The organism is Ruminiclostridium sufflavum DSM 19573 (assembly GCF_003208175.1).
GTDB classification, from domain to species: Bacteria; Bacillota; Clostridia; order Acetivibrionales; family DSM-1351; genus Ruminiclostridium; species Ruminiclostridium sufflavum.
This window is the reverse complement of record NZ_QKMR01000003.1, coordinates 251,547-274,197: the sequence shown is the minus strand read 5'-3', so window position 1 is coordinate 274,197 and position 22,651 is coordinate 251,547. Positions and strand designations below refer to the sequence as shown.

The 22,651-nt window shown below is 37.5% G+C and carries 20 protein-coding genes and 1 other RNA gene; 16 read left to right on the top strand and 5 right to left on the bottom strand.

The window, feature by feature from the left end:
- The first annotated feature begins 234 nt into the window (after positions 1–234).
- The 3 genes from LY28_RS03860 to nagZ all read left to right on the top strand — a co-directional run bounded on the left by LY28_RS03860 (position 235) and on the right by nagZ (position 4,562).
- Positions 235–1,569, top strand: coding sequence for a glycosyltransferase (locus tag LY28_RS03860; protein WP_110460855.1), 1,335 nt, complete (start codon positions 235–237; stop codon positions 1,567–1,569).
- Positions 1,570–1,805: 236 nt separating this feature from the next.
- Entirely contained in the window at positions 1,806–3,053 is a 1,248-nt protein-coding gene (locus LY28_RS03855; RefSeq protein ID WP_242981139.1) for a preATP grasp domain-containing protein, read from the top strand.
- A 174-nt stretch (positions 3,054–3,227) separates the two neighbouring features.
- Positions 3,228–4,562 (top strand): beta-N-acetylhexosaminidase, encoded by a 1,335-nt coding sequence (nagZ, locus tag LY28_RS03850; protein ID WP_110460853.1) that lies wholly within the window; start codon positions 3,228–3,230, stop codon positions 4,560–4,562.
- Positions 4,563–4,628: 66 nt separating this feature from the next.
- Here nagZ and LY28_RS03845 read toward each other — a convergent pair whose 3' ends face one another.
- The 3 genes from LY28_RS03845 to LY28_RS03835 all read right to left on the bottom strand — a co-directional run bounded on the left by LY28_RS03845 (position 4,629) and on the right by LY28_RS03835 (position 7,195).
- Positions 4,629–6,479, bottom strand: coding sequence for a heavy metal translocating P-type ATPase (locus LY28_RS03845; protein ID WP_110460852.1), 1,851 nt, complete (start codon positions 6,477–6,479; stop codon positions 4,629–4,631).
- A 103-nt stretch (positions 6,480–6,582) separates the two neighbouring features.
- Positions 6,583–6,804, bottom strand: coding sequence for a heavy-metal-associated domain-containing protein (locus LY28_RS03840; RefSeq protein ID WP_110460851.1), 222 nt, complete (start codon positions 6,802–6,804; stop codon positions 6,583–6,585).
- A gap of 28 nt (positions 6,805–6,832) precedes the next feature.
- Entirely contained in the window at positions 6,833–7,195 is a 363-nt protein-coding gene (locus LY28_RS03835) for an ArsR/SmtB family transcription factor (RefSeq protein ID WP_110460850.1), read from the bottom strand.
- A gap of 415 nt (positions 7,196–7,610) precedes the next feature.
- On the opposite strand from LY28_RS03835, the gene LY28_RS03830 reads away from it, so the two are divergent.
- The 5 genes from LY28_RS03830 (at position 7,611) to recR (ending at position 12,307) form a co-directional block, all read left to right on the top strand.
- The gene (locus LY28_RS03830) at positions 7,611–8,420 is read left to right on the top strand and encodes a sporulation peptidase YabG (RefSeq protein ID WP_110460849.1); all 810 of its coding nucleotides are present in this window, start codon (positions 7,611–7,613) and stop codon (positions 8,418–8,420) included.
- Between the two features lie 642 nt (positions 8,421–9,062).
- An RNA gene (ffs, locus tag LY28_RS03825) (signal recognition particle sRNA large type) lies at positions 9,063–9,326 on the top strand.
- Between the two features lie 124 nt (positions 9,327–9,450).
- Positions 9,451–11,124 carry a DNA polymerase III subunit gamma/tau gene (gene dnaX / locus LY28_RS03820; RefSeq protein ID WP_110460848.1) on the top strand — a complete coding sequence of 558 codons (1,674 nt, stop codon included), beginning with the start codon at positions 9,451–9,453 and terminating at the stop codon, positions 11,122–11,124.
- A gap of 125 nt (positions 11,125–11,249) precedes the next feature.
- Positions 11,250–11,606 carry a YbaB/EbfC family nucleoid-associated protein gene (locus LY28_RS03815; RefSeq protein ID WP_110460847.1) on the top strand — a complete coding sequence of 119 codons (357 nt, stop codon included), beginning with the start codon at positions 11,250–11,252 and terminating at the stop codon, positions 11,604–11,606.
- Positions 11,607–11,707: 101 nt separating this feature from the next.
- Complete coding sequence (recR, locus tag LY28_RS03810; protein ID WP_110460846.1) at positions 11,708–12,307, top strand: recombination mediator RecR; 600 nt, start codon at positions 11,708–11,710, stop codon at positions 12,305–12,307.
- 111 nt (positions 12,308–12,418) lie between these two features.
- Here the strand turns inward: recR and LY28_RS03805 are convergent, their stop codons facing one another.
- Complete coding sequence (locus tag LY28_RS03805; protein WP_110460845.1) at positions 12,419–13,570, bottom strand: methyl-accepting chemotaxis protein; 1,152 nt, start codon at positions 13,568–13,570, stop codon at positions 12,419–12,421.
- A 12-nt stretch (positions 13,571–13,582) separates the two neighbouring features.
- Positions 13,583–14,029, bottom strand: coding sequence for a chemotaxis protein CheW (locus tag LY28_RS03800; protein ID WP_110460844.1), 447 nt, complete (start codon positions 14,027–14,029; stop codon positions 13,583–13,585).
- A gap of 332 nt (positions 14,030–14,361) precedes the next feature.
- On the opposite strand from LY28_RS03800, the gene LY28_RS03795 reads away from it, so the two are divergent.
- The 8 genes from LY28_RS03795 to LY28_RS03760 all read left to right on the top strand — a co-directional run bounded on the left by LY28_RS03795 (position 14,362) and on the right by LY28_RS03760 (position 22,610).
- Positions 14,362–14,988: a helix-turn-helix domain-containing protein gene (locus LY28_RS03795; RefSeq protein ID WP_165835487.1), complete on the top strand. Its 627-nt coding sequence runs from the start codon at positions 14,362–14,364 to the stop codon at positions 14,986–14,988.
- 114 nt (positions 14,989–15,102) lie between these two features.
- Positions 15,103–15,246, top strand: a complete 144-nt coding sequence (locus tag LY28_RS19045) for a hypothetical protein (RefSeq protein ID WP_165835486.1) — start codon at positions 15,103–15,105, stop codon at positions 15,244–15,246.
- 388 nt (positions 15,247–15,634) lie between these two features.
- A complete protein-coding gene (locus LY28_RS03785; RefSeq protein ID WP_165835485.1) occupies positions 15,635–16,828 on the top strand; it encodes a GGDEF domain-containing protein in 1,194 nt (397 codons plus the stop codon).
- Between the two features lie 163 nt (positions 16,829–16,991).
- Positions 16,992–17,669, top strand: coding sequence for a response regulator transcription factor (locus LY28_RS03780; protein WP_110460840.1), 678 nt, complete (start codon positions 16,992–16,994; stop codon positions 17,667–17,669).
- Complete coding sequence (locus LY28_RS03775) at positions 17,659–19,116, top strand: HAMP domain-containing sensor histidine kinase (RefSeq protein WP_110460839.1); 1,458 nt, start codon at positions 17,659–17,661, stop codon at positions 19,114–19,116. Before LY28_RS03780 ends, LY28_RS03775 begins: the two co-directional genes overlap by 11 nt.
- Positions 19,117–19,248: 132 nt before the next feature.
- The gene (locus LY28_RS03770) at positions 19,249–20,892 is read left to right on the top strand and encodes a putative manganese-dependent inorganic diphosphatase (RefSeq protein ID WP_110460838.1); all 1,644 of its coding nucleotides are present in this window, start codon (positions 19,249–19,251) and stop codon (positions 20,890–20,892) included.
- Positions 20,893–21,176: 284 nt separating this feature from the next.
- A complete protein-coding gene (locus tag LY28_RS03765; protein ID WP_110460837.1) occupies positions 21,177–21,863 on the top strand; it encodes a polyphosphate polymerase domain-containing protein in 687 nt (228 codons plus the stop codon).
- 75 nt (positions 21,864–21,938) lie between these two features.
- Positions 21,939–22,610, top strand: a complete 672-nt coding sequence (locus LY28_RS03760; protein WP_110460836.1) for a DUF4956 domain-containing protein — start codon at positions 21,939–21,941, stop codon at positions 22,608–22,610.
- Positions 22,611–22,651 lie beyond the last annotated feature (41 nt).

The window sequence follows — 22,651 nt, the reverse complement described above, 5'->3', positions numbered from 1 at the left end:
TGGAATTTCCGGGTATGAATTGTGGACCGAGATTCAGAGGCTCTATGCTAATTGAGCGTTTGGAAAGCTCGAAAATGGAGAGCTGTAAAAAATCATGTTGCTTGCTAAGGTTTTTGTGCCCGGATTGGGCGTGGAGGTTAGCTTGAAGGAATTAAGATATGGTAGTGAATTAACTGCGTACCTCCACGAAGCTTTTACCAAGTTTTTGTGCCCGAATTGGGCGTGGAGGTTAGTATGAAAGTATCTGTAATTATACCGACGTATAACCGCAGCAACATATTGAAGTATACACTGTCATCACTGGTAAATCAGGATTTCCCCAGCAGGGAGTATGAGGTTATTGTAATTGACGATGGTTCAAGTGATGACACGAAAGAGGTTGTTTATTCATATAAGGATAAGCTTAATATTATATATTATTTTCAGGAAGATAAAGGGTTTCGGGTTGCTCTTGCCAGAAATGAAGGAATAAAGAGGGCAAAGGGAGATGTGCTGATATTCATTGACACAGGTATTGTTGTGGGAAATACCTTTGTAAGAGCGCATTACGATGCCCATTGCGAAAATTCATATGAGAAAAATACTGCTTCAAATGAAAAGTATGCTGTTATAGGATATGTTTATGGATTCAGCTATGAAAGTGAAGAGTATGGCGAAACTCCAAAATTTATTGATTTCAACCGGCCGAATCAAATGATACAGAATCTTAAGCAGTCCGACTATTATAGTGACATAAGGGAAAAGGTATATTTTGAAATTAAGGATGATCTGAATAGTATATCTGTACCGTGGATGCTTTTCTATACAAATAATGTTTCTGTCATGAAGGAGGAATTGATTAAAGCAGGGTGCTTTGATGAGGATTTTGTCAGATGGGGAGCTGAGGATGTAGAATGTGCATACAGGCTGTTTAAAAACAAGTTGAAATTTAAGCTGTCCAGAGAAGCGTGCGGGGTTAATTGTCCGCATGAAAGGCATATAGAAGGCAAGCATGTGAGAGGAAAAATGAACATGAGGCTGTTCTATAGCAAGCATCAGGATGCTGTTGTAGAACTTTACACGACGTGCAGTACTTTTTCCTTCATTAATTATTATATGAATTATTCAGAATACAGGGAGAGGCTGGGGGAAATGCCTCTATACTCAGCTTTACTTACAGAAGCTGACTTAAAATTTCTTTCGGAAGAAATACCCCGGAAAGAAAATATTATATATGGATGTCAGGACGGGTTTTTGCTGGGGGTATGCCATAGTGTGTCTGCAACTGAGTCTGATGAGGGATTGATATTAAAGGCAAAAAAAAGCTATCCGGATATCGAGCTTTACAGATGCTTGGGTCTTTGTACGCCTTTCCGTACAAAGACCTATAGGGCAAGTCTGATTGCGGGAGCAGGAATAATATTGACTGAGCACTTTCTTAATAAATTAGTATTTGAGGCTATCAGAGCTTCACAAAAGGTTTATTGGTTAAAAACAGATAATGGAACAGATGTTACGGAATATGAGTATTCAAAAATAAGGGATATGGGAAATGGAGTTTCATTATGCCTGATAGGTAAAAAAATTTAACCATGCGGAAGGCGTAGCGGATATAATAAACAAAACCCTGTCAGGGGATTTTATAAGTAATTAATAATATAATCAAGGAAGGGGAAAGGATATTGTCGGGTGTGTAAATAATCTGATAAGATTCCTATATAGTTATGGACAAGGATTTTAATTTAGTTCAATATCTGACAACAAGGCGGGACTCAGGAATTTTAATATGGCTGTGTAATATCGGGGCTGAGAGATATTGGAGCAATATGAATACCGGAGTAGTTGACCGGAATGAGGATGCTATTGTCAACAGGATTGAAGAAATGAACCTTCTTATATGCAGGGAGCAGGACTATATTATTTTAAGAAAAAGGCCTGACGAAAAATATTTAAATGTTCTCAAAGAAATGGGATTTTCGATACCCCGTATACTGACACCTAAAAATGCAGATTTATTGACACCTGTATCCGAGCTTGTACAAAAGGATGAGGAGCTTTTAGAGGAGCTAAGGGAGATATCAGCCCAGAATGAAGAGGTGTATTTTTCACCATATGCAGTTACATATATGGAAGAAAGGATAGCCGAGATGGCAGGGCTTACAATACTCGGTGCTCCTTCTTACATTGGAGCAAAGGTAAATGACAAGATATTTAACAGAGAAATATCCGAAAAACTGGGCTTTGCGGTCTGTCAGGGCAAAGTGTGCCGCTCTGTTGATGAAATACGTGAGGAATACGACAGATTAACAAACAGCCCTCCATACTTCCGCAGAATTATAATAAAGGAGCCTAACGGTGCATCAGGCAAGGGCTTGTATGTAATATCCGATAAAGAAAAGCTGGAATCAAACTTGCGCATAATAGCTCGTTTTGCAAGGAAGAAGACTGATGCAATGTGGCTTGTTGAAGGCTGGTATGATAAAAAGGCAGACTTGAATTATCAGATATACATATCTCCTAGCGGAGCTGTAGATGTGTTTTCAATAAAACAGCAGCTGCTGAATGATACCGTTTATATTGGTTCCAAAATTCCTCCGGATTTAGATGAGGAAGTATTGAAATCATACAGACAGTATGGCGAAAAAATAGGAAAATACCTGTTTGAAGAAGGATATACGGGAGTAGCCGGAATAGATTCTATTATTACAACGGAGGATGTGATTATTCCTATAATAGAAATAAACGGAAGATTTACATTGTCTACTTATATATCCTTCATTAATAATCAAATAAAGGATATTAATATATTATCGCGGTATTATAGATTAATTTCAGATAGTGCTGTCAGCTATGAAAACATATCGAGGGAAATAGATAAGGAAGGTGCCTTGCTTAAGCCGGGAGAAAGAGAAGGAGTATTTGTTTATACCTCGGGGACTCTTCCAGAAGTACTGCACGATGGACAGGACAAGTATATGGGAAGAGTATTTGCACTTATTATATCAGATAGCTGGAATAGAATTGATGAATACAGCTCAAGGCTGGATAAGGTTATTCAGAGCTTGTCCAGGTAGCCTGAGTCTGAGGCTGAGCCGGAATATGATATATTCATAGATGACGAGGCCTTTTTGCCGGAGCGGTTATTTAGCCTATAGTAATTGACTTTTGGAAACTTAATGTATAGCATAGAGTTAATACGGTTTATAAACCTGTTAATCAAAATTCTGCATTAAGGTTCTGGAGGAGCAATGAGAAAAAGAGGGAAAAGATCTTTGCCTTTAATTTTAACTGCGGCTGGAATTATAATACTTGCATACTTAGCCGTGTGCTATGTAGGAGCCGGTATTTTTAGTGACGGCGGGAAAGCTGCTGTACCGCAGAAAGCTACAGAAAGCGGTGTACCGGCAGGAAACAATTCGTGCCCTGATATCAGTCTGCCATCTGAAACCGGTGAGGGACAGTCAGACAGCAGTAATTCTCTTGATTCCGACTCTGACAGGACTATTGAAGAACAGCTTAGGAATATGAGTATGGAAGAGAAAATCGGTCAATTAGTTATAGTAGGTGCAGATGGATATGAAAACAATGAACATTCCCGACGATTGATAGAAAACTATCATGTGGGAGGATTTATTCTGTTTAAAAGGAATATAAAAGATTCAAATCAGATGCTTTCACTCCTGAATTCTTTAAAAGAAACCAATAAGGCTAATAAGCTGCCGTTATTCCTTTCTATTGATGAAGAAGGCGGACGCATATCCAGAATGCCTGATGAATTTCTCAAAATTCCGTCAAACCGGATAATTGGAGAAAAAAACGACAGCTCCTTGTCTTACCGGATAGGAAATATAATTGGTGAGGAATTAAAAATGTTTGGATTTAACATGGATTTTGCTCCTGTTCTGGATATTAACAGTAATCCCCAAAATCCGGTTATCGGTGACAGGGCATTTGGCAGTGAAGCCGGCATTGTTACAGAGCTTGGAATACAAACAATGAAGGGAATACAGGCACAAAATATTATTTCTGTTGTAAAACATTTTCCAGGGCATGGTGATACCTCAGAAGATTCACATGTAGGACTCCCAAGGGTTAACAATGACTTAGAAAGATTATATAACTTTGAACTTGTACCTTTTTCCGCTGCCATAGAAAATCGGGCGGATGCGGTTATGATTGCCCATATCCTGCTGCCTGAAATAGATGCCGAGAATCCGGCATCTCTCTCCAAGACAATTATCTCTGATGTACTGCGTTCAAGTATGCATTTTGACGGTGTTGTTATAACTGATGACTTTACAATGGGTGCTATTGAAAAGAATTATGATATAGGCAGAGCAGCAGTAAAATCAATTCAAGCGGGAAGTGATATTGTTCTTGTCTGCCATACTTTTGCAAAGCAGGAGACAGTTATAAGGGCCATTAAAAGCGCTGTTTCAGCAAATGAAATATCAATGGAGAGAATAGATGAGAGCGTATATAGAATTATTAAATTAAAGAATAAATATTCACTTTCCGCTGACGCTGTTAAAAAAGCAGATTCCAAAGTTATAAATGAAAAAATTAAAAACCTTTTTAATTAGCTTTTTAACAGCAATACAGCAGCCAAGTGTGAGCTTGCAAGGTAAGGTTTATTCTGCAAGCTCCAGCTAGAGCTTTTTTACATTCAGTGCTCTGGCTGAATTTAAAATGGCAATTACAGAAACTCCAACATCTGAAAAAACAGCTTCCCACATATTTGCCAAACCGAAGGCGCTCATTGCAAGCACGATTCCTTTGATACCGAGTGCGAAAATAATATTTTGCTTTACAATGCGAAGGGTCTTTTTGGAAATTGAAATCGAAGTGGCGATTTTGGTAAGCTCATCATTCATTATAACCACATCGGCAGCTTCAATTGCCGCATCTGAGCCAAGGCCTCCCATAGCAATACCAATATCGGATCTGGAAAGCACAGGAGCATCGTTTATACCGTCTCCCACAAAGACCAGCTTTCCTTTACCGGATTTCTGGGCCAGAAGCTTTTCTACCTCAGATACCTTATCAGATGGAAGAAGCTCGGCATAAACTTCATCAAGCCCCAGCTGTGAAGATACCTTAAAACCTACGGCTTTTGAGTCCCCGGTAAGCATCACCGTCTTATTTATGCCTTCAGCCTTCAGTTTATTTACAGCTGCGGCGGCATCCTCTTTTATTTCGTCGGATATGATGACACAGCCTGCATATTTACCTCCAATAGCAACATGTACAATTGTACCGGCAGCATCATTATTGCGGCAGTCAATACCTATACTTTTCATTAGCTTGATATTTCCCGCAAAAACGGTTTTGCTGTCAACGACTGCTTTGACACCATGTCCGGGAATCTCTTCAACATCAGTTATTCTTGTATTATCAATATCTGATGCATAAGCCTTTTTTAAGGATAAAGAAATAGGATGGTTTGAGTAGCTTTCGGCATAGGCGGTCATCTCCAGCAGCTCGCTTTCACTGATGTCAACAGGATGAATTTCTGATACCTTAAAGGTTCCCTTTGTTAGTGTGCCTGTTTTATCAAATACAATAATTTCCGCTTCTGCAAGAGCTTCAAGATAATTGCTTCCCTTAATAAGGATACCGGATTTAGATGCACCGCCGATACCTCCGAAAAAGCCCAGCGGTATTGAAATAACCAAAGCGCATGGACAGGAAACAACAAGAAACAGTAATGCGCGGTATATCCAATCCTGAAAGGCTGCATCACGTAAAACCAAAGGAGGTATAACAGCAAGGAGGGCGGCAGCTATAACCACAATAGGAGTATAGTATCTTGCAAACTTTGTAATAAAATTTTCTGCTTTTGCCTTTTTACTGCTTGCATTTTCAACCAAATCCAAAATTTTTGCTACTGTAGATTCGCCAAATTCCTTTGAAACCTTAATAGTAAGAAGGCCGTTTATATTTATGCACCCGCTTAGGGCATCATCACCAACAGACAGCTCTCTTGGGACAGATTCACCTGTTAATGCGGATGTGTCCACCATTGAATAGCCTTCTATAACTTTCCCGTCAAGAGGAATTTTTTCACCGGCTTTGACCACAATTATTTCATCAATGGCAACTTCTTCAGGGTCAACGGTTATTAGCTCATTATTTCTTTTAACGTTTGCATAATCCGGACGTATATCCATCAGCTCTGTAATTGATTTTCTGGAGCGGTTAACGGCGTAATCCTGAAAAAGCTCACCTGTCTGATAAAAGAGCATTACCGCAACGGCTTCGGGATATTCTCCTACAAAAAAAGCGCCTATTGTTGCAATACACATTAAAAAGTTTTCATCAAATATTTGACCGTGCGAAATATTTTTAACGGCTCTGAGAAGTACATCACCTCCGGAGATTAAATAAGCCGCAAGAAATATCGCAAGCTTAAAATAAGCTGATAATGGTAGGGATAAGGCTGCTATGAGGACTAACAAGCCTATTGCCAGTCTAATAATTGTTTTTTTGAACTCAGACAAATTATACCTCCTTTTGCCGTAATATAACGGCTGCTATATAATAATATTTGCATAAAGCATTATAAATATTAAAGTCTTATTAATATCAATTTAACGGAGGTTTTTAAGTCACCTGCAAGGAACAATTCGGCTCAATCTTTTTTACGATTTTTTTAATGGCTTCTGTTGTTTCGTCAAGGTTCTGCTCCTCTGAATCAAAGGTCAGCTTCTGCGTAATAAAATTGATGGTTGCATTTTTAACACCGTTTAATTTATTTATTTCTCTTTCCATTTTTGAAGCACAATTTGCGCATCCCAAATTTTTTAGTTTGAATACTTTTTTCATTTTGACTCCTCCTTATTTGTTAGCTGTATTATTCTTCGATGTGCTCGAAGCCTTGATCAATAATTGTCCTTACATGTGAATCAGACAGGGAATAAAACATTGTTTTACCTTCACGTCTGCCCTTAACCAGTTTTGCCTGCTTCAGAACCCGTAATTGGTGGGAAATGGCCGACTGTCCCATATTCAGAAGCTGTGCGATATCACAGACGCACATTTCGGACTGAAACAGCACGTATAATATTTTAATTCTTGTAGAATCGCCAAAGACCTTGAATAATTCAGCCAAATCATACAGCTGGGTTTCTTCAGGCATGTGGTGAAGTACTTTGCTTACTATGTTATTGTGTACACATAGAAAGTCACATTTTTCAATATCATTTTCCATACTCATAATATTTGTCTCCCTAAAATACCAAGTCAATTACTGCCGCCTAAAGCCTCCTAAAGTTCAAAATCAGCTTGGAAGCTTAATCCGTATTTGCGATGAGGTGCTCGTTTTTTAAGCTAGAGTAATTGGTTATAGTAGTTTTTATTTCCTTTAGTTGTTTAATAACAACCTATTAACATATGAACAATTATTCATATGTTAATATTATACTCCAAGAATTGTATTTGTCAATAAATTTATTTATATTTTGATACGTATGTTTTCAATCTATTTTTTTATATTGAAAAGCGTTCCAATCAGGTTTGTCACAAAATAAATATTGGATTACATAATAAATTTACCGTAGCTAATAAAACAATCCCCAAATGAAATTCGGTTGCATATTATGCACTAAAAAGGAAATTTTGGAGTGATATCAGTGACTAAATTTAATGTTGGAGATATTGTAATTAGGAAGTCGTACGGCGGAGACCTTTTATTTAAGGTTGTAAACATAAAGCATGATTGTGATGGTTCCGATTGTTATGTGCTAAGGGGATTATCTTCACGAATAGAGGCTGATTCAAGTGCTGATGATTTAGAAAGGCAAGATGCGGGAACTGCTTATTCCAGAGCGTATAGTGAGCTTCGTATGGCAAAAATCACTATAGAAGGCACTATTCCGGTATTTAAAAACCTTCTTAGAAGAATTAGGAGAAGACCGGGAAGGATTTTGCATATAGACTCTGCAGAGGATTTTATGATTCAATGTATGGATTTTTACAGGCAAAGCGGTATCAAATGCTACGGTAAACTGGCAAGTGAAAGCAAGCAGCCCTCATTGATAAAACACTTTTTATATAACTACAAGCCTGATATATTAGTAATTACCGGGCATGACGGTCTGAAAAAGGGGGCAAAAAACATATATTCTCTGGAAAATTATGCAAATTCAGCTTATTATATTGAGTCGGTTAAAATAGCACGGAGTTTCCAGCCTAATCCTGATAAGCTGTGCATATTTGCAGGAGCATGCCAATCCTATTATGAGGCCATAATGGATGCAGGCGCGAATTTTGCCAGTTCACCTAAGAGAGTACTGATAAATGCATTGGACCCTGCAATTGTAGCACAAAAGATTTCTATTACAGATAGTTCTCATATACTGACACCAAGGTCTGTAATTTCATTAACCATAACCGGAAGCAGTGGGATAGGAGGAAAGGATACAAAAGGACAGATGAAATGAAGAACATATAAAGCAAAATAAAAAATGCTCGGCAAAAAGCCGAGCACTTTTAGGGGGTTAAAATGTATTTTGTGGGGTCAGTTATAGTTTTGACCTGTTTATATCTTCTTATACACTTTTTTCAGAGGATTTAAAAATTATTTCTATATTCAGGGCATGGCTGGAATTATTGTAAGCTTTATTTTGCAACACCTATATATAGGAAGGAGTGAGCTGCGGAATATTATTCTATTCACAGAATGCTAATAATTTATTAATTTATTAATTTATTATTAATAATTGTTATATAATCTTAACACAAACTTTAGAAAAAAGTGGTATAATATATTTGTAAAGCCATTATACGCTTTTTCATTTTGTTCCTCCTTTAAACATATTATGATTTTATTATTTTTTTTATTGAGCACCTATTTATCAGGAATTATTATATTTTATAAACTGAGGTGCTTTTTTTCTGTCTGAATGCCTTGGGATGAGGTGGGGAGAATATTGCGGTTCAAAGCTTTGCCTTATAGGAGGTAAAGAGGGGATAATGAGTTTTTGGTAAAAAATAACATTGCAATTAGTATTGATATGAGGTTTGATTTGGGTTATAATGTGTAAGTGCTGGAGAAATTCAGCTTTTTTATAGCCAAGTTTTGGCCGTACTAGGCGGGGAGGTAGCGGTGCCCTGTACCTGCAATCCGCTATAGCAGGGTTGAATTCCTGTCCTAGGTTTAAGTGTGTAGTGTTTGCCCTTTACAAGTGGCAATGAAAATTGGGTCTTGCGCAATAGAAGTCTGTGAACCCCGTCAGGTCCGGAAGGAAGCAGCGGTAAGCGGTAATTTCTGTGTGCCGCTGGGTTACCTGGTTAGAGTTAACTGTAAAGGTAACAGCTATATATTTACATCGACGATAGGTGTGCGGCCATTCAAATATTAAGTAATTGAGCCTGTTCAATTGAACAGGCTTGAATTATATTGAAGTATAAATTAAAAATGTGTAAACATGCATCCGGTTTTGCATATAAAAAACGGAAGGGATGGAGAATATGTCTTATACAGCACTGTACAGAAAATGGAGACCTCTTGTATTTGAAGATGTTGTTGAACAGGAGCACGTGGTAAAAACAATTAAAAATACTGTAATGTCAGGGCGTATCGGACATGCATACCTTTTCTGCGGAACAAGGGGTACCGGAAAGACCACTATGGCAAAAATCTTTGCCCGTGCTATAAATTGTCTGAATCCGAAGGAGGGGGATCCGTGCAATGAGTGTGAGATATGCAAAGGAATACTCAGTGATTCTGTTCTTGACGTAATTGAAATTGATGCTGCTTCGAATAACAGTGTCGACAATGTGAGAGAAATTCGTGATGAAGTTGTTTATGCACCGTCACAGGCAAAATATAAGGTATACATAATAGATGAAGTGCATATGCTTTCGGCAGGGGCATTTAATGCACTTCTTAAAACATTGGAGGAGCCTCCTGCACACGTTGTATTTATTTTGGCGACTACTGACCCTCACAAGCTGCCGGCTACGATATTGTCAAGGTGTCAGAGGTTTGATTTCAAAAAGATAACTCTTGGCAGTATAGCCCAAAGAGTTCAAATGGTTGCTGCTGCTACGGATATTCAAATTGAAGAGGATGCGGCATTACTGATTGCCAGATTGGCCGACGGAGCCATGAGAGATGCGCTGAGCATTTTGGATCAGTGTATTGCTGTGGGAGATAAAACCATAACTCATCAGAATGTGCTTGATGTCATAGGAATTGTTAGTGATGATTTTATTGCAGAGATAGTGGACCATATAAGAGATAAAAATACAGAGGGACTGGTTGGCGGTGTTGAAAAGCTTTCTTCAGGAGGCAGAGACATTCTGAGGTTTGCGTCAGATTTGGTAATGTATTTCAGGAATCTGCTGATGTGCAAGCTAAGCCGGAATCCAAGTGAAATTGTAGATGTCAGTAAGCAGTATATAGAAAAAATGATGGTTCAGGCAGAGGCCTTTTCAAGAGAAAGCATTATTGCAATAATAAAGGAGCTGTCATCTTTTGAGCCGCAGCTGAAGTATGCACTGAATCAGAGAGTTTTTCTGGAGGTAATGCTTATTTCCATAAGTATGGGAAATTATGGGCAGAGTGCGGATAATGGTGATTTGATTGATAGGATATCCGATTTGGAAGATAAAATCAAAAATACCGCTTTTGTTTCACAAAATTCAGGGATAAAGACCGGTGCGAAGTATATTCCCGAAGGAAGTCCTTGGGATGAAGCAATCTCAAATAATTCTGAAGCCAGCAAAGATATCGATAAAAAAAATACAAGCAGCAAAAAGGCAGAGTATGAGCAGCTGGAGATATGGGATAATGTAATATCTGAGCTGAAGGCTCTCGGAAGGATGAGACTTGTCGCATATCTGGCATCAACTAAGGCAGTAGCTGTGGATGGGTCTACTGTTATGGTGGTATTTCCCAAGGATTTCTGTTCACTTAAAAGCTGTGTAACAAAGCCGGAGGATATTGAAATTCTGGAAAATATAATTAGTAAGAAACTAACTCGGAATATTCGTGTAAAAATTGTTGATGAAGAAACATTGGAGAGTATGGTTCCGTTTAAGGCTTCCATAAAGCAGGAGCCGCAGGAAAAGGAATTGCAGGAGTTTTCACAGGAAATCAGCAGTAAGCTGAATGTTCATCTTGATATAATAGACGAATAGGATATAATATTATAGTGATGTGCCGGAAGACAGTAAGGCTCTCTGATATATGTGCATTTAGATTGTTGATAATAGAGAGGATTAAATTTAAAATATATATTATTTAAAAATAGGAGGAAGAAAAGATGGCAAGAGGTGGATTTCCAGGAGGAGGCTTCGGAGGCGGAGGCATGGGAAATATGAACAACCTGATGAAACAGGCTCAGAAGATGCAGAAGGATATGGAAAAAACTCAGCAGGAATTGGAAAACAAAACAATAGAGGTTTCTGTCGGCGGAGGGGCAATAAATATTGTTGCAACCGGTAAAAAGGAGATAAAAGAAATAACTATAAAGCCCGAGGTTGTTGATCCCGATGATGTTGAGATGCTGCAGGATTTAATATTGAGTGCTGTTAATGAGGCATTAAGAAAGGCTGATGAGCTTGCAAATTCTGAAATGGGGAAAATAACCGGCGGACTGGGAATGCCGGGATTGTTTTAATCTATAAGAAGCAAATTTTTATTTTATAAACAGATAAGTTCTATTATGGATTTATCTGTTTTATATCTTGCATTGGACACTATGGAATATGGAGATAAAAAATGGACTATTATGCGGTTCCTATTGCAAAGCTTGTGGATGAGTTTCAGAAGCTGCCAGGTATTGGTCACAAGTCTGCTCAGAGGCTGGCTTTTCATATTATAAATATGCCGAATGAAAAGGTACAGAGGCTTGCAAATTCAATATTGGAGGCAAAGCAAAAGACAAAGTACTGTTCTGTATGCAGTAACCTTACAGATGTCGATCCATGCTTAATTTGCAGCAGTGCTTCAAGGGATAAGTCTGCAATATGTGTTGTTCAGGAGGCCAGAGATGTTGTTGCAATGGAACGCACGCGTGAATTTAAAGGGCTTTACCATGTATTGCACGGAGCTATTTCTCCTATGCAGGGTATCGGGCCTGGAGATATAAGAATCAAGGAATTGCTTCAAAGGCTTGGAAACGGAGAGGTCAAAGAGGTTATTCTTGCTACAAATCCAAATGTTGAGGGTGAAGCAACGGCAATGTATATTTCCAAGCTTATAAAGCCGCTGGGGGTCAAGACAACTAGAATTGCACATGGAATACCTGTGGGAGGCGATTTGGAGTATGCTGACGAGGTTACACTGGCCAAGGCCTTTGAGGGAAGACGGGAGATCTGAAAATATCTCCCTTTGGGATCATCCCAACAACACAGCTTTATTTTAAGGTTTAGATTGAAGGAAACAAATGCGGCTGTAAAATAAATAGCTTACCGCCGCACCTGTAAAAAACTACAGCTCCTTAGAAATTTTGTTCAGTTCTTCAGCCACAGACATAATTTCTTCTACGCTGGCGGTTACTTCTTCTGTAGCAGCGGCCTGTTCCTGACTTGAATGCAATGAATTGGTGCTCTTTTCACAGGCTTCGTCAACTTTTGATTTTATATCTTCTGTAAGCTTTTGGATTTTTGGCACAGTGCTTTTTGATTGTGCGGATAGCTTTCTTATTTCTTCAGCTACAACACCGAAGCCCCGGCCTGCCTCACCTGCTCTTGCGGCTTCGATAGCGGCATTTAAGCCCAGCATTTTAGTTTCGTCTGCTATTTCTTTTATAAAGCCGGATATTTCGTTTATTTCATCAGAAATGCTGATTATTTCTGTTATATTTCGATTTAAATTTTGCTCGTTAGTGTGTATATCAGTCGCTGAGGCAGCGAGCTCTTCAATTGCAGCTGAAATACCTGACAAGCCGCTTTCAAGATGACTTGACATGCCTCTGAGAGCTGCGGCAGTTTTCTTGGGCATAACTATACCTAAGGAAGCAACCACCTTATCACTTTCTTCTTCATCAAACAGCGGAAAATTTGCAACTGAGACGGGTATTCCGTACTTTGCTGCATCTACTTCAGCAAACAGGGGCTTTTTTGATTGAATGACTTTATATGGGATATCGCTTTCGTTCAGTATGTAACCTAATGGGATTGAAGGCATATCAAATTTTGTTGAGGCCTGCCTGTAAGCGATTTTTTCCAGATCGGTCATATATATAAAAGCTCCCTCATGAAACATCTCGGCCATAAGGGGAGCAAAATCATTAAATGCGGCGGCAACCGGGTGCAGTTTTGGAAAGGCCATAGTTATGGCTCCCGTAGCATCTCCGCTGTTATCAATGACAGGGATTGCTATTATTGTAACCCGTATTCCGTATACGCTTCTTGAAATATTCTGTGTCAGAACTTTCTTTTCCTTGATAGACTGCATTGTTGTACTTTCGTTTTTTAGCTTTTGTCCAACTGCTAATAAATCAATTTTGAAGTCGTCAGTTTCCTTTGTCCATACGATGGTATCATTTTCCACAACGCCGAAAATAACTCCTCCAGGTATGAAATCTGCCATAATTTCGGCCATTGTTTTACAAGATTCAACTGCTGATAATGAAATCATTTTTTTCTCTCCTTAATGCTCCATATATTGAAATATCTCATCTTTAATTTTTAGTGCGTTTAATAGTACAATTAATCTGTCATCATGCTTTGCAATTCCATGTATGCTGTTTTCGGACATACCGGGTATATCAAATTTGATTTTTTCTATAGACCGGCTGTCAAGCATAAGAACTTCTTCAACATCATCCACAATAACTCCCAGCAAGGTATTCTCCAAATCCAGTATAAGCAATCTATTATCAGCATATCTGTGGGTTTCGGCATAGCCGAATCTTTTTTTTAAGTCAATTACCGGGATAATATTATCTCTCAAGTTGATTACACCTTCAAAAAAAGAAGGCATGTTAGGCATTTTGGTTATTTGCTCTGGTATACGTATAATCTCCTTGGCGCAGGTTATTTCAAGGCCGAATTCCTCAGTACCCAGCATAAAAACTACATATCTGCCAGTACACATATTCTCACCTCCATTCTTGTCAGGTTGACATAACAAAAGTACCGTTCAAAGCTCATATATATATAAATTACTTGCTGTTTATAGAGAAATACACACTAAGCAGTATTTAATCAATATACTTTTGGGTATAATTAATAAACCGAACATTAGTTTTGTAGTGAAGATTATTATGCCGGTGTGCTATATTGATTACTATCATGATTGATTATTTATCTATAATTATAATCTCACTAAGTGGAATTGTCAACGCTTTATGTTCTCTTTTGTGTATATTTTTGACGAAAAATGTAACAATATATTTCATTTTGTGGAATTTAAGGAGGTATATTTGTATGAGCAGTACCGGAAACAGGCTTAAGGAAATACGAAAAGATAATAAATTGACTCAAGCACAATTTGGGCAAAAAATAGGTTTGAAGGATTCTGCGGTATCAATGCTTGAAAAAAATGACCGCCGCCTTACCGAATCCGTGATAAAAAACATAATAACGCAATTCTGTGTTAATGAGCTTTGGCTAAAAGAGGGAGAAGGAGAAAAGTATAATAAGGAACTGTTGAGGAAAAAGGAAATTCTAGAATATATATCCTTGAGTACTCCTTTTATAAATATGAATATTGATTATATAATAGAAAAAATAAAGTTATTAAAAGCATCAGAGCAAGAAGATTTAGTCAGTGTTCTGGACAAGCTTTGCATGGTCTTTACGTGGGAACCGGATACTGATATTAATAAATATATTACTCTTCTTAAAAATGAACTTGTAAAATACCTTAAAATATATTTGCCGGATATTGATGTAGAAAAAGCCATAGAGGAAAGCATAACCGGGGTTACTCTTACAGATGAAGAGGGCAAAATATTAATTCTGTATAGAAGCCTTAATTCTGAAGATAGAGGCGAGGTGCTTTCTTTTCTTAATTTTAAAAACAGTATCAGGATGTCTGGTAAAAAGAAATAAAAAATATTTTTCAAAGTGGTTGTTGTTCTTTATCAATATTTACTTATTATATGAGTGTAAAAAAATTCAGGTGAACTGAATTTATGGCATAGTCAGTTAAGGAGGCACGAGATATTGGGCTTAAATTATATTACAGCCGAAGAGGCTATAAAAGACTGTATGACGAAACCGTCGTTGTGGCTGGCTATGATTAAGACAATACCTTATTTTAGTTCATTTATAATGAATATCGTTAACAAAATGGGTGGGAGGAAATAATGAAGCTGTATATGACAAAGCGGCAGCACTTGTTTTATTTAGTAGCAACTGCCTTAATTTTTTAGTAGAAATCAGAAAAAGTCATGTCCTGAGTGATTAAGATGTTCATTTCAGAATATGATTTTTTTTGATGAAAGCAGGTATATAAAAAATAGAATTTATGTTAAAAATATACAGTTTATTTTTGGCATATAGTATATAATATATAATGTATCATATTATTAAAGGTAAATTATTATCGGCAAAAACTTCCTGACTACGATAGTAATTGATTTCCTAAGATTTAAAACCTTCAAAAAATACTCAAAAGTATATATCCGCTTGGGAAGCAAGGGTTTTACCGGAATTGACTTTTACAACCTATAACAAAACCTTGGGAGTGATGAGGGTGAGTATTGAAATACCGAATTTGTTTAGTGAACTCTTAACTTCGATTGCTATTTGCTATATTATTTACAGGCTGAATAAGGATTTAAAAAGGACTCCGGCAATAAACTATATTTTAAGCAGCTTGGTTATTGCCCTTGGAACATTTTTGTCAAAATACATGTTCTCAGACAGGGATAAAATAGTAATGTTTTTGCTGAATACTTTAGTTATTAATTTTGTAATAATAGGCTTTTATAAATATAACGGTTATTATTCCATATTAACCGCACTTTTCGGAATAATTCTAATTGAGTTTGCGGAAATACTGGTTACCTTTGTGTATGTGCTGCCGCTTAAAATAACTATTTATGAATATCGTACAAGTATTATACATATTCTGGCAGGGAATGCTCTCCTGTTTTTGTTCATATATGTTTTCCTAAGCCTTATAGGTGATAAATTTGTCAGGGCAAGAAAAAGAATACACATGAAGCATAGGAGGCTGACAGTATTATTGTCAGTAAATCTTATAGCTGTGGGTACAATTTTATTGTTTGTTTATATTACCTTGTATTTTTATGCAGATTTCAGACTGGCAGGATATTCAGGAAACAAGGCTTATTATGATATACTGCTTGTTACTGCGGCAGCGGCGGCGTCAATTATAGGAAATCTCTATCTGGTTAATAATTGTGTTTTATTCAGTTTTAAATATGACAGGCTCAAAATGATGTATGTTATGGATGAAATGACAGATACTTTGAATCGTGAGTCGGGGCTCAGGGTTATTGAAAGCCAGCTTAATACATGTAAGGAGGTAAATAGCTGTCTGACACTTTGCTATGTTGATGTAAATGACTTGAAATTGGTAAATGACAGGCTTGGACACAGGGAAGGAGACCAATTAATTAAAGCTGTTGCAGGTACCATTAAGGGGAGTATAAGAGAAACTGACATAATATGCAGATTGGGAGGAGATGAATTTGCCATCGTCTTTCCTGGGTGTAATATAGAGTACAGTGAAAAGGTAATGAAAAGGATTTATGAAAAGGTAAAAAAATTAAAGCTGTTCAAGGCACATTCTTTTGATGTCAGCTTCAGTTACGGGTTTTCAGAATTTGAGGGCTCCGGAGATGCCACAGTTGATGAATTGCTTGAACAGGCTGATCATCAAATGTATTTAAATAAGAGAGCTGTTAAGACGTTGATTTAAATATACAGAACATTGCGGGAAGTTATAAAAATTTCTGCAAGCAGATAAGGTATATCAATATGCGGTAAATCATAAAATTCAGTATAATTTCACCTGCCCTTCACAAAATTACACTATATATGTTGTATAATTAAATTAATCACTAAATATGGAAGGTGTCTATATGAATAAAATACTTGTTGTTGACGATGAAGCAAGAATACGGGAGCTTATAAAAAAGTATGCACTATTTGAAGGCTACGAGGTCAGTGAGGCTGCCGATGGAATGGAAGCCATTGCAATATGCAAGGAAAAGGATTTCGATATTATTATTATGGACATTATGATGCCGGAGCTGGATGGTTTTTCGGCATGCAAGGAAATAAGAAAGTATAAAAGCACACCTGTCTTAATGCTGTCTGCCAGAGGAGAGGAATACGATAAAATTCATGGCTTTGAGATAGGCATTGATGATTATGTGGTCAAGCCTTTTTCGCCCAAAGAGCTGATGATGAGAGTCAGTGCAATAATTAAGCGCAGCTCCGGTGCATACTCGGATGAAAATAAAAAAGAAATATTAAATATTGAAGGACTTACAATTGATTTTACAGGCAGGCTTGTTTATGTTGATGATGTAAAAGTTGATATGTCACCTAAGGAATACGACCTGCTGTTTTACCTCGTGAAGAACCGAGGTATCGCACTTACCAGAGATAAGCTTATTTCGGATGTCTGGGGATATGATTTCTTCGGAGATGACCGGACTCTGGATACCCACATAAAGCTTCTGAGGAAAAGTCTGGGCGATTATAGCAGCTATATAGTTACCCTCAGAGGGGTGGGATATCGATTTGAAACTTAATAAAATGAGTATAAAATATAAGCTTTTTTTGTATATGACGGTATTAGTCGCATTAATGCTGATAATGCTGTGGATGTTTCAGATTGTGTTTCTCGATGACTTTTATAAGCAGATAAAAACTAATGATATAAAAGCATCTGCGGAAAATATTTCTGACAATATTGATAATGAGGAACTTGATACACTGTTGGATTCATTATCTCAGCAAAGAGAGACATCTATAAAAATTTTTAATGAAGACGGCAGTGAGGTGTATTCATCCGATTTGTACAGTGACAGCACCGAGCATGGAATGAGATATGATGACTTTTATAAGCTTTATCAAAAGGCATTGGATAATGGCGGAACCTATTTCGAAATATCCAACAGGGAGATTTTTAAAGGCGGCCCGGGTGGAGAAAATCCCTTTGTCGGAAATATCAAAGAACCAAGAAGAGATTTTGCGCAGAGTATGATATATGTCAATATTGTAGAAAAAGCTGATGGTTCAAAGGCGGTTGCAATCCTGAATTCAATGATAACTCCGGTAGACGCAACTGTTGACACCTTACGGGTTCAGCTCATATATGTGACAGGGATAACCCTGCTGCTTGCACTTGGGTTTGCCTTGCTGATTTCAAAAAGAATATCAAAACCGATTATAAAAATAAACAAATCTGCGAAGGAATTGGCAAAGGGAAACTATGACACAACGTTTAACGGTCAGGGATATCTTGAAATTTCTGAGCTGAATGACACCCTGAATTATGCGGCAAAAGAGCTTTCAATGGTAGAAGAGTTGAGGCGTGAATTAATAGCTAACATCTCCCATGATTTACGTACCCCGCTAACCATGATTACAGGATATGGTGAGGTAATGCGTGACATTCCCGGAGAAAATACTCCTGAGAACGTGCAGATTATAATAGATGAATCCAAGAGACTCACTACATTGGTAAATGATATCCTTGATATTTCAAAGCTTCAGTCAGGAACGCAGAAAATGGCGTTTGAAAGGTTTAATCTGACTCAAAGCATAAGAGAGATCATGCTCAGGTATACGAAGCTTACAGAACAGGATGGGTACAGGCTTAAGTTTATAAGTAATGAAGATGCATGGGTAAACGCAGACACTGTTAAGATGTCTCAGGTTATTTACAATTTAATAAACAATGCAATAACATATACCGGAGAAGATAAATCTGTTACTATTATACAAAGCATCAGCAATGACAGAGTAAAGATAGAAATTGTCGATACAGGAGAGGGCATTGCACAGGATATGCTTCCGTTGATTTGGGACAGGTACTACAAGGTTGACAAGGCTCACAAAAGAGCAGCCATCGGTACCGGACTGGGACTGTCAATAGTAAAAACTATTTTAGACCTTCACGAAGGCTCGAGATATGGGGTGTTAAGCACCATAGGACAAGGAAGCATATTCTGGTTTGAGCTTATGACGGCATAGCATGGCGGCAGATATTGGGAAAAGCCGTTTATAAATTGTTCGGTTGCGGATTTGGTGCAGGTGGTGTAATATAATACTATTAAGAAAGCTGACAATATAATATACATGATACACATATCGGAGGCCTCAACAGTGAACGAACTAATTTACATCACAGGTCACAAGAATCCTGATACAGATTCTATCTGCTCTGCTATTGCATATGCAGAATTAAAAAAGCGTCATTCAATAGATGCGGTTCCAATTAGAATAGGGGATATAAATAAGGAAACAGAATTTGTTCTGAAATTTTTTGGAGTTGATGTGCCAGAATATAAAGAAACAGTGAGAACTCAGGTTTCAGACTTAAATATGGATATTATCAATCCGGTGTCTGAGGATATTTCCGTAAAAGCTGCATGGAGTATAATGCAGAAGAACAATATAAAGGTATTGCCGGTGGCAGATATTGAAGGAAAGCTCTTAGGAGTTATAACCTTAACGGATATTACCACCAGCTATCTGGATGCCATGGATAACAGTATTCTGACTGCAAGCAACACCCCTCTGGGAAATATTATCGACACACTCAATGCAAGGCTTATTTGCGGCAATGAAGACCGGTTTAGGGCTAACGGAAAGGTTGTAGTTGCAGCTATGACTGCAGATGAAATGGAACCCTTTATAGAAAAGGGAGACATTGTAATATTGGGAAACAGGAAGGATAACCAGTTAAAGGCTATAGATATTGGCGCAAGCTGCATTATTCTAACCTGCGGCGGTCAGGTTGATGATGATGTTCTCCTCTTTGCAGAGGAAAAAGAATGTATTGTGCTTGGAACAGGTTATGATACCTTGATGGCGGCAAGGTTTATAAACCAAAGTATTCCTGTCAGTCATATAATGACTAAAAAGCAGTTGGTTTGCTTTAATTTGCATGACTTTACGGAGAATATTAAGGATAAGATGCTGAAAACCAGATACCGCAGCTATCCGGTTGTTGATGACAATGGAATAATAAAGGGCTTTGTTTCACGATATCATTTAATATCACAGCGGCGGAAAAAAGTTATCCTTTTGGATCATAACGAAAAATCACAGACAATAGATGGAATAGATCAGGCTGATATTCTGGAAATAATTGACCATCACAGGATTGGAGATATTCAGACCGGCTATCCCATATATTTTAAAAATGATGCGGTCGGAAGCACAGCCACATTGATAGCCAATATGTATTTTGAAAACGGACTCAATCCATCCAGAAGTATTGCAGGGATTTTGTGTGCTGCAATAATATCAGATACCTTGCAGTTTAAGTCGCCGACCAGTACGTATGCGGATGAATTGGCGGCTAGCAGGCTTGCCAAAATTGCAGACATTCATCTGGAAGAGTTTGCGGCGGCTTTATATAAGGCAAGTGCATCATTGGAAGGAATGAGCCCTCAGACAATACTTGAATACGATTTTAAAGATTATATATTTAACAAATATAAAATAGGAATAGGACAGATAAATTCCAGCGATTCAGAAGCCTTTAAGAAGGTTAAGGACAGTCTTATGACATACATGAAGGCTGTTAAGGAAAATAAGGGATACAGGCTTGTTATTTTAATGGTTACCGATATTATAAATGAAGGCTCGGAGGTATTATTTGTCGGTGATGACGGTGCTCTTATAGAAAAGGCATTCAACATAAAGGGCAGTGAAGGCTGTGCTTTCCTTAAAGGCGTGGTTTCAAGAAAAAAACAGGTTATACCCATACTATCAAGTACAATACAGAGGGAAATGCTATAGTGAATTGTGCTTTTTTTCAGCTTATTTGGATGCGGCTTAATTTTTAGTACGTGGATTATTATCTTAAATCAAAGCTTATGACAAAATATGTGCCTCTCAACATCATAAAGTTGAGGGGCTTTCTTTTAAGCATATTTTCAAATATTACCAATAAATCTATATTCTAAATAAAATTTACTAGCAGTTCACAATATGTTCAAGAAACTATCACATTAACCCAGTATTATTTTATATATAATTTTAAGAAAAATTAAAAAGTCCAAAAATAAAGGTGGTGAAGAGAAATGCAAAAACAGAAGCTAAGGCATGAATTGAAGCATAATATAAACATTTCCGACTGCATTGCCGTCAGGCAGAGGCTTAGAGCAATAGTAAAGAGAGACCCTCATGCAGGAAGTGAAGGAAACTATAAAATAAGAAGCTTATATTTTGATAACATTGATGACAAGGCGTTACTTGAAAAGATTAACGGTGTAAATAACCGTGAAAAATTCAGGATTCGTTATTATAATGATAATTTTGATTATATCAGGCTTGAGAAGAAAAGTAAAATAAACGGACTCTGCTCTAAAATATCAGCCAGGCTCACAAAGGAACAGTGCGAAAAAATTATTTCCGGAGAAATCGATTGGATGAAATATTCCGATAATCCGCTGCTTGTTGAATTGTATACAAAAATGAAATTTCAGCAGCTAAGACCTAAAACTTTGGTGGATTATACAAGAGAAGCTTTTATCTACGAGCCCGGCAATGTGAGAATCACAATAGATTCAAACATCAGAACCGGTATGAATTCAAAGGAGCTGTTCAATCAGGAGGTTGCTACAATGAGAACCCATGGTAACTCCACTATAATTTTAGAGGTAAAATTTGATGAGTTCCTGCCAAGTGTAATACGAGATATTATACAAGTGAACAACAGGCAGAGCTTGGCGTTTTCAAAATATGCGGTATGCAGAATGTTTGGATGATTTTAAGGGCGGCTGTTTTACCATTGGCAATTTGTTTGGCGGACAATTATAAAACACAACAGGAGGGTTATTTAAATGACTTTTAACGATATTTTTAAATCAAGCTTTATAGAGAAGGCAGCACAGTTTTCTCCTCTGGATATGATAATAGCACTAGGACTTTCATTTGTATTGGGACTTTTCATTTTTTTCGTTTATAAAAAAACCTTTAACGGAGTAATGTATTCTGCCGGATTTGGCATTTCACTTGTGGCAATGTCACTGATTACTACATTGATTATACTGGCTGTTACCTCAAATATAATACTGTCACTTGGTATGGTGGGTGCTTTGTCAATTGTCCGTTTCAGATCGGCTATAAAGGAACCTCTTGATATTGCTTTTCTGTTTTGGTCAATTTCAGTAGGAATTGTCACCGGTGCGGGACTTATACCACTCGCGGTATTCGGCTCAGTATTCATTGGAATCGTAATGGTTTTATTTGTAAATAAAAAAAGTGCGGACAATCCATATATATTAGTTGTCAATTGTGCTGATGATAATTCTGAGGAGCTTGTAAGCAAGGCTGTGGATGAAAGTGTCAAAAAACACATGGTTAAGTCAAAAACTGTATCTAAAAACGGAATTGAGCTTACGATTGAAGTAAGGCTAAAGGATATGACAACACAATTTGTAAATAAAATATCAGATATCGAGGGCGTTTCAAACACAGTACTTGTAAGCTATAACGGGGAATACATGTCATAGGCGGAGAGTTGACTAAAGTCAATTATTCGCACGATAAAATA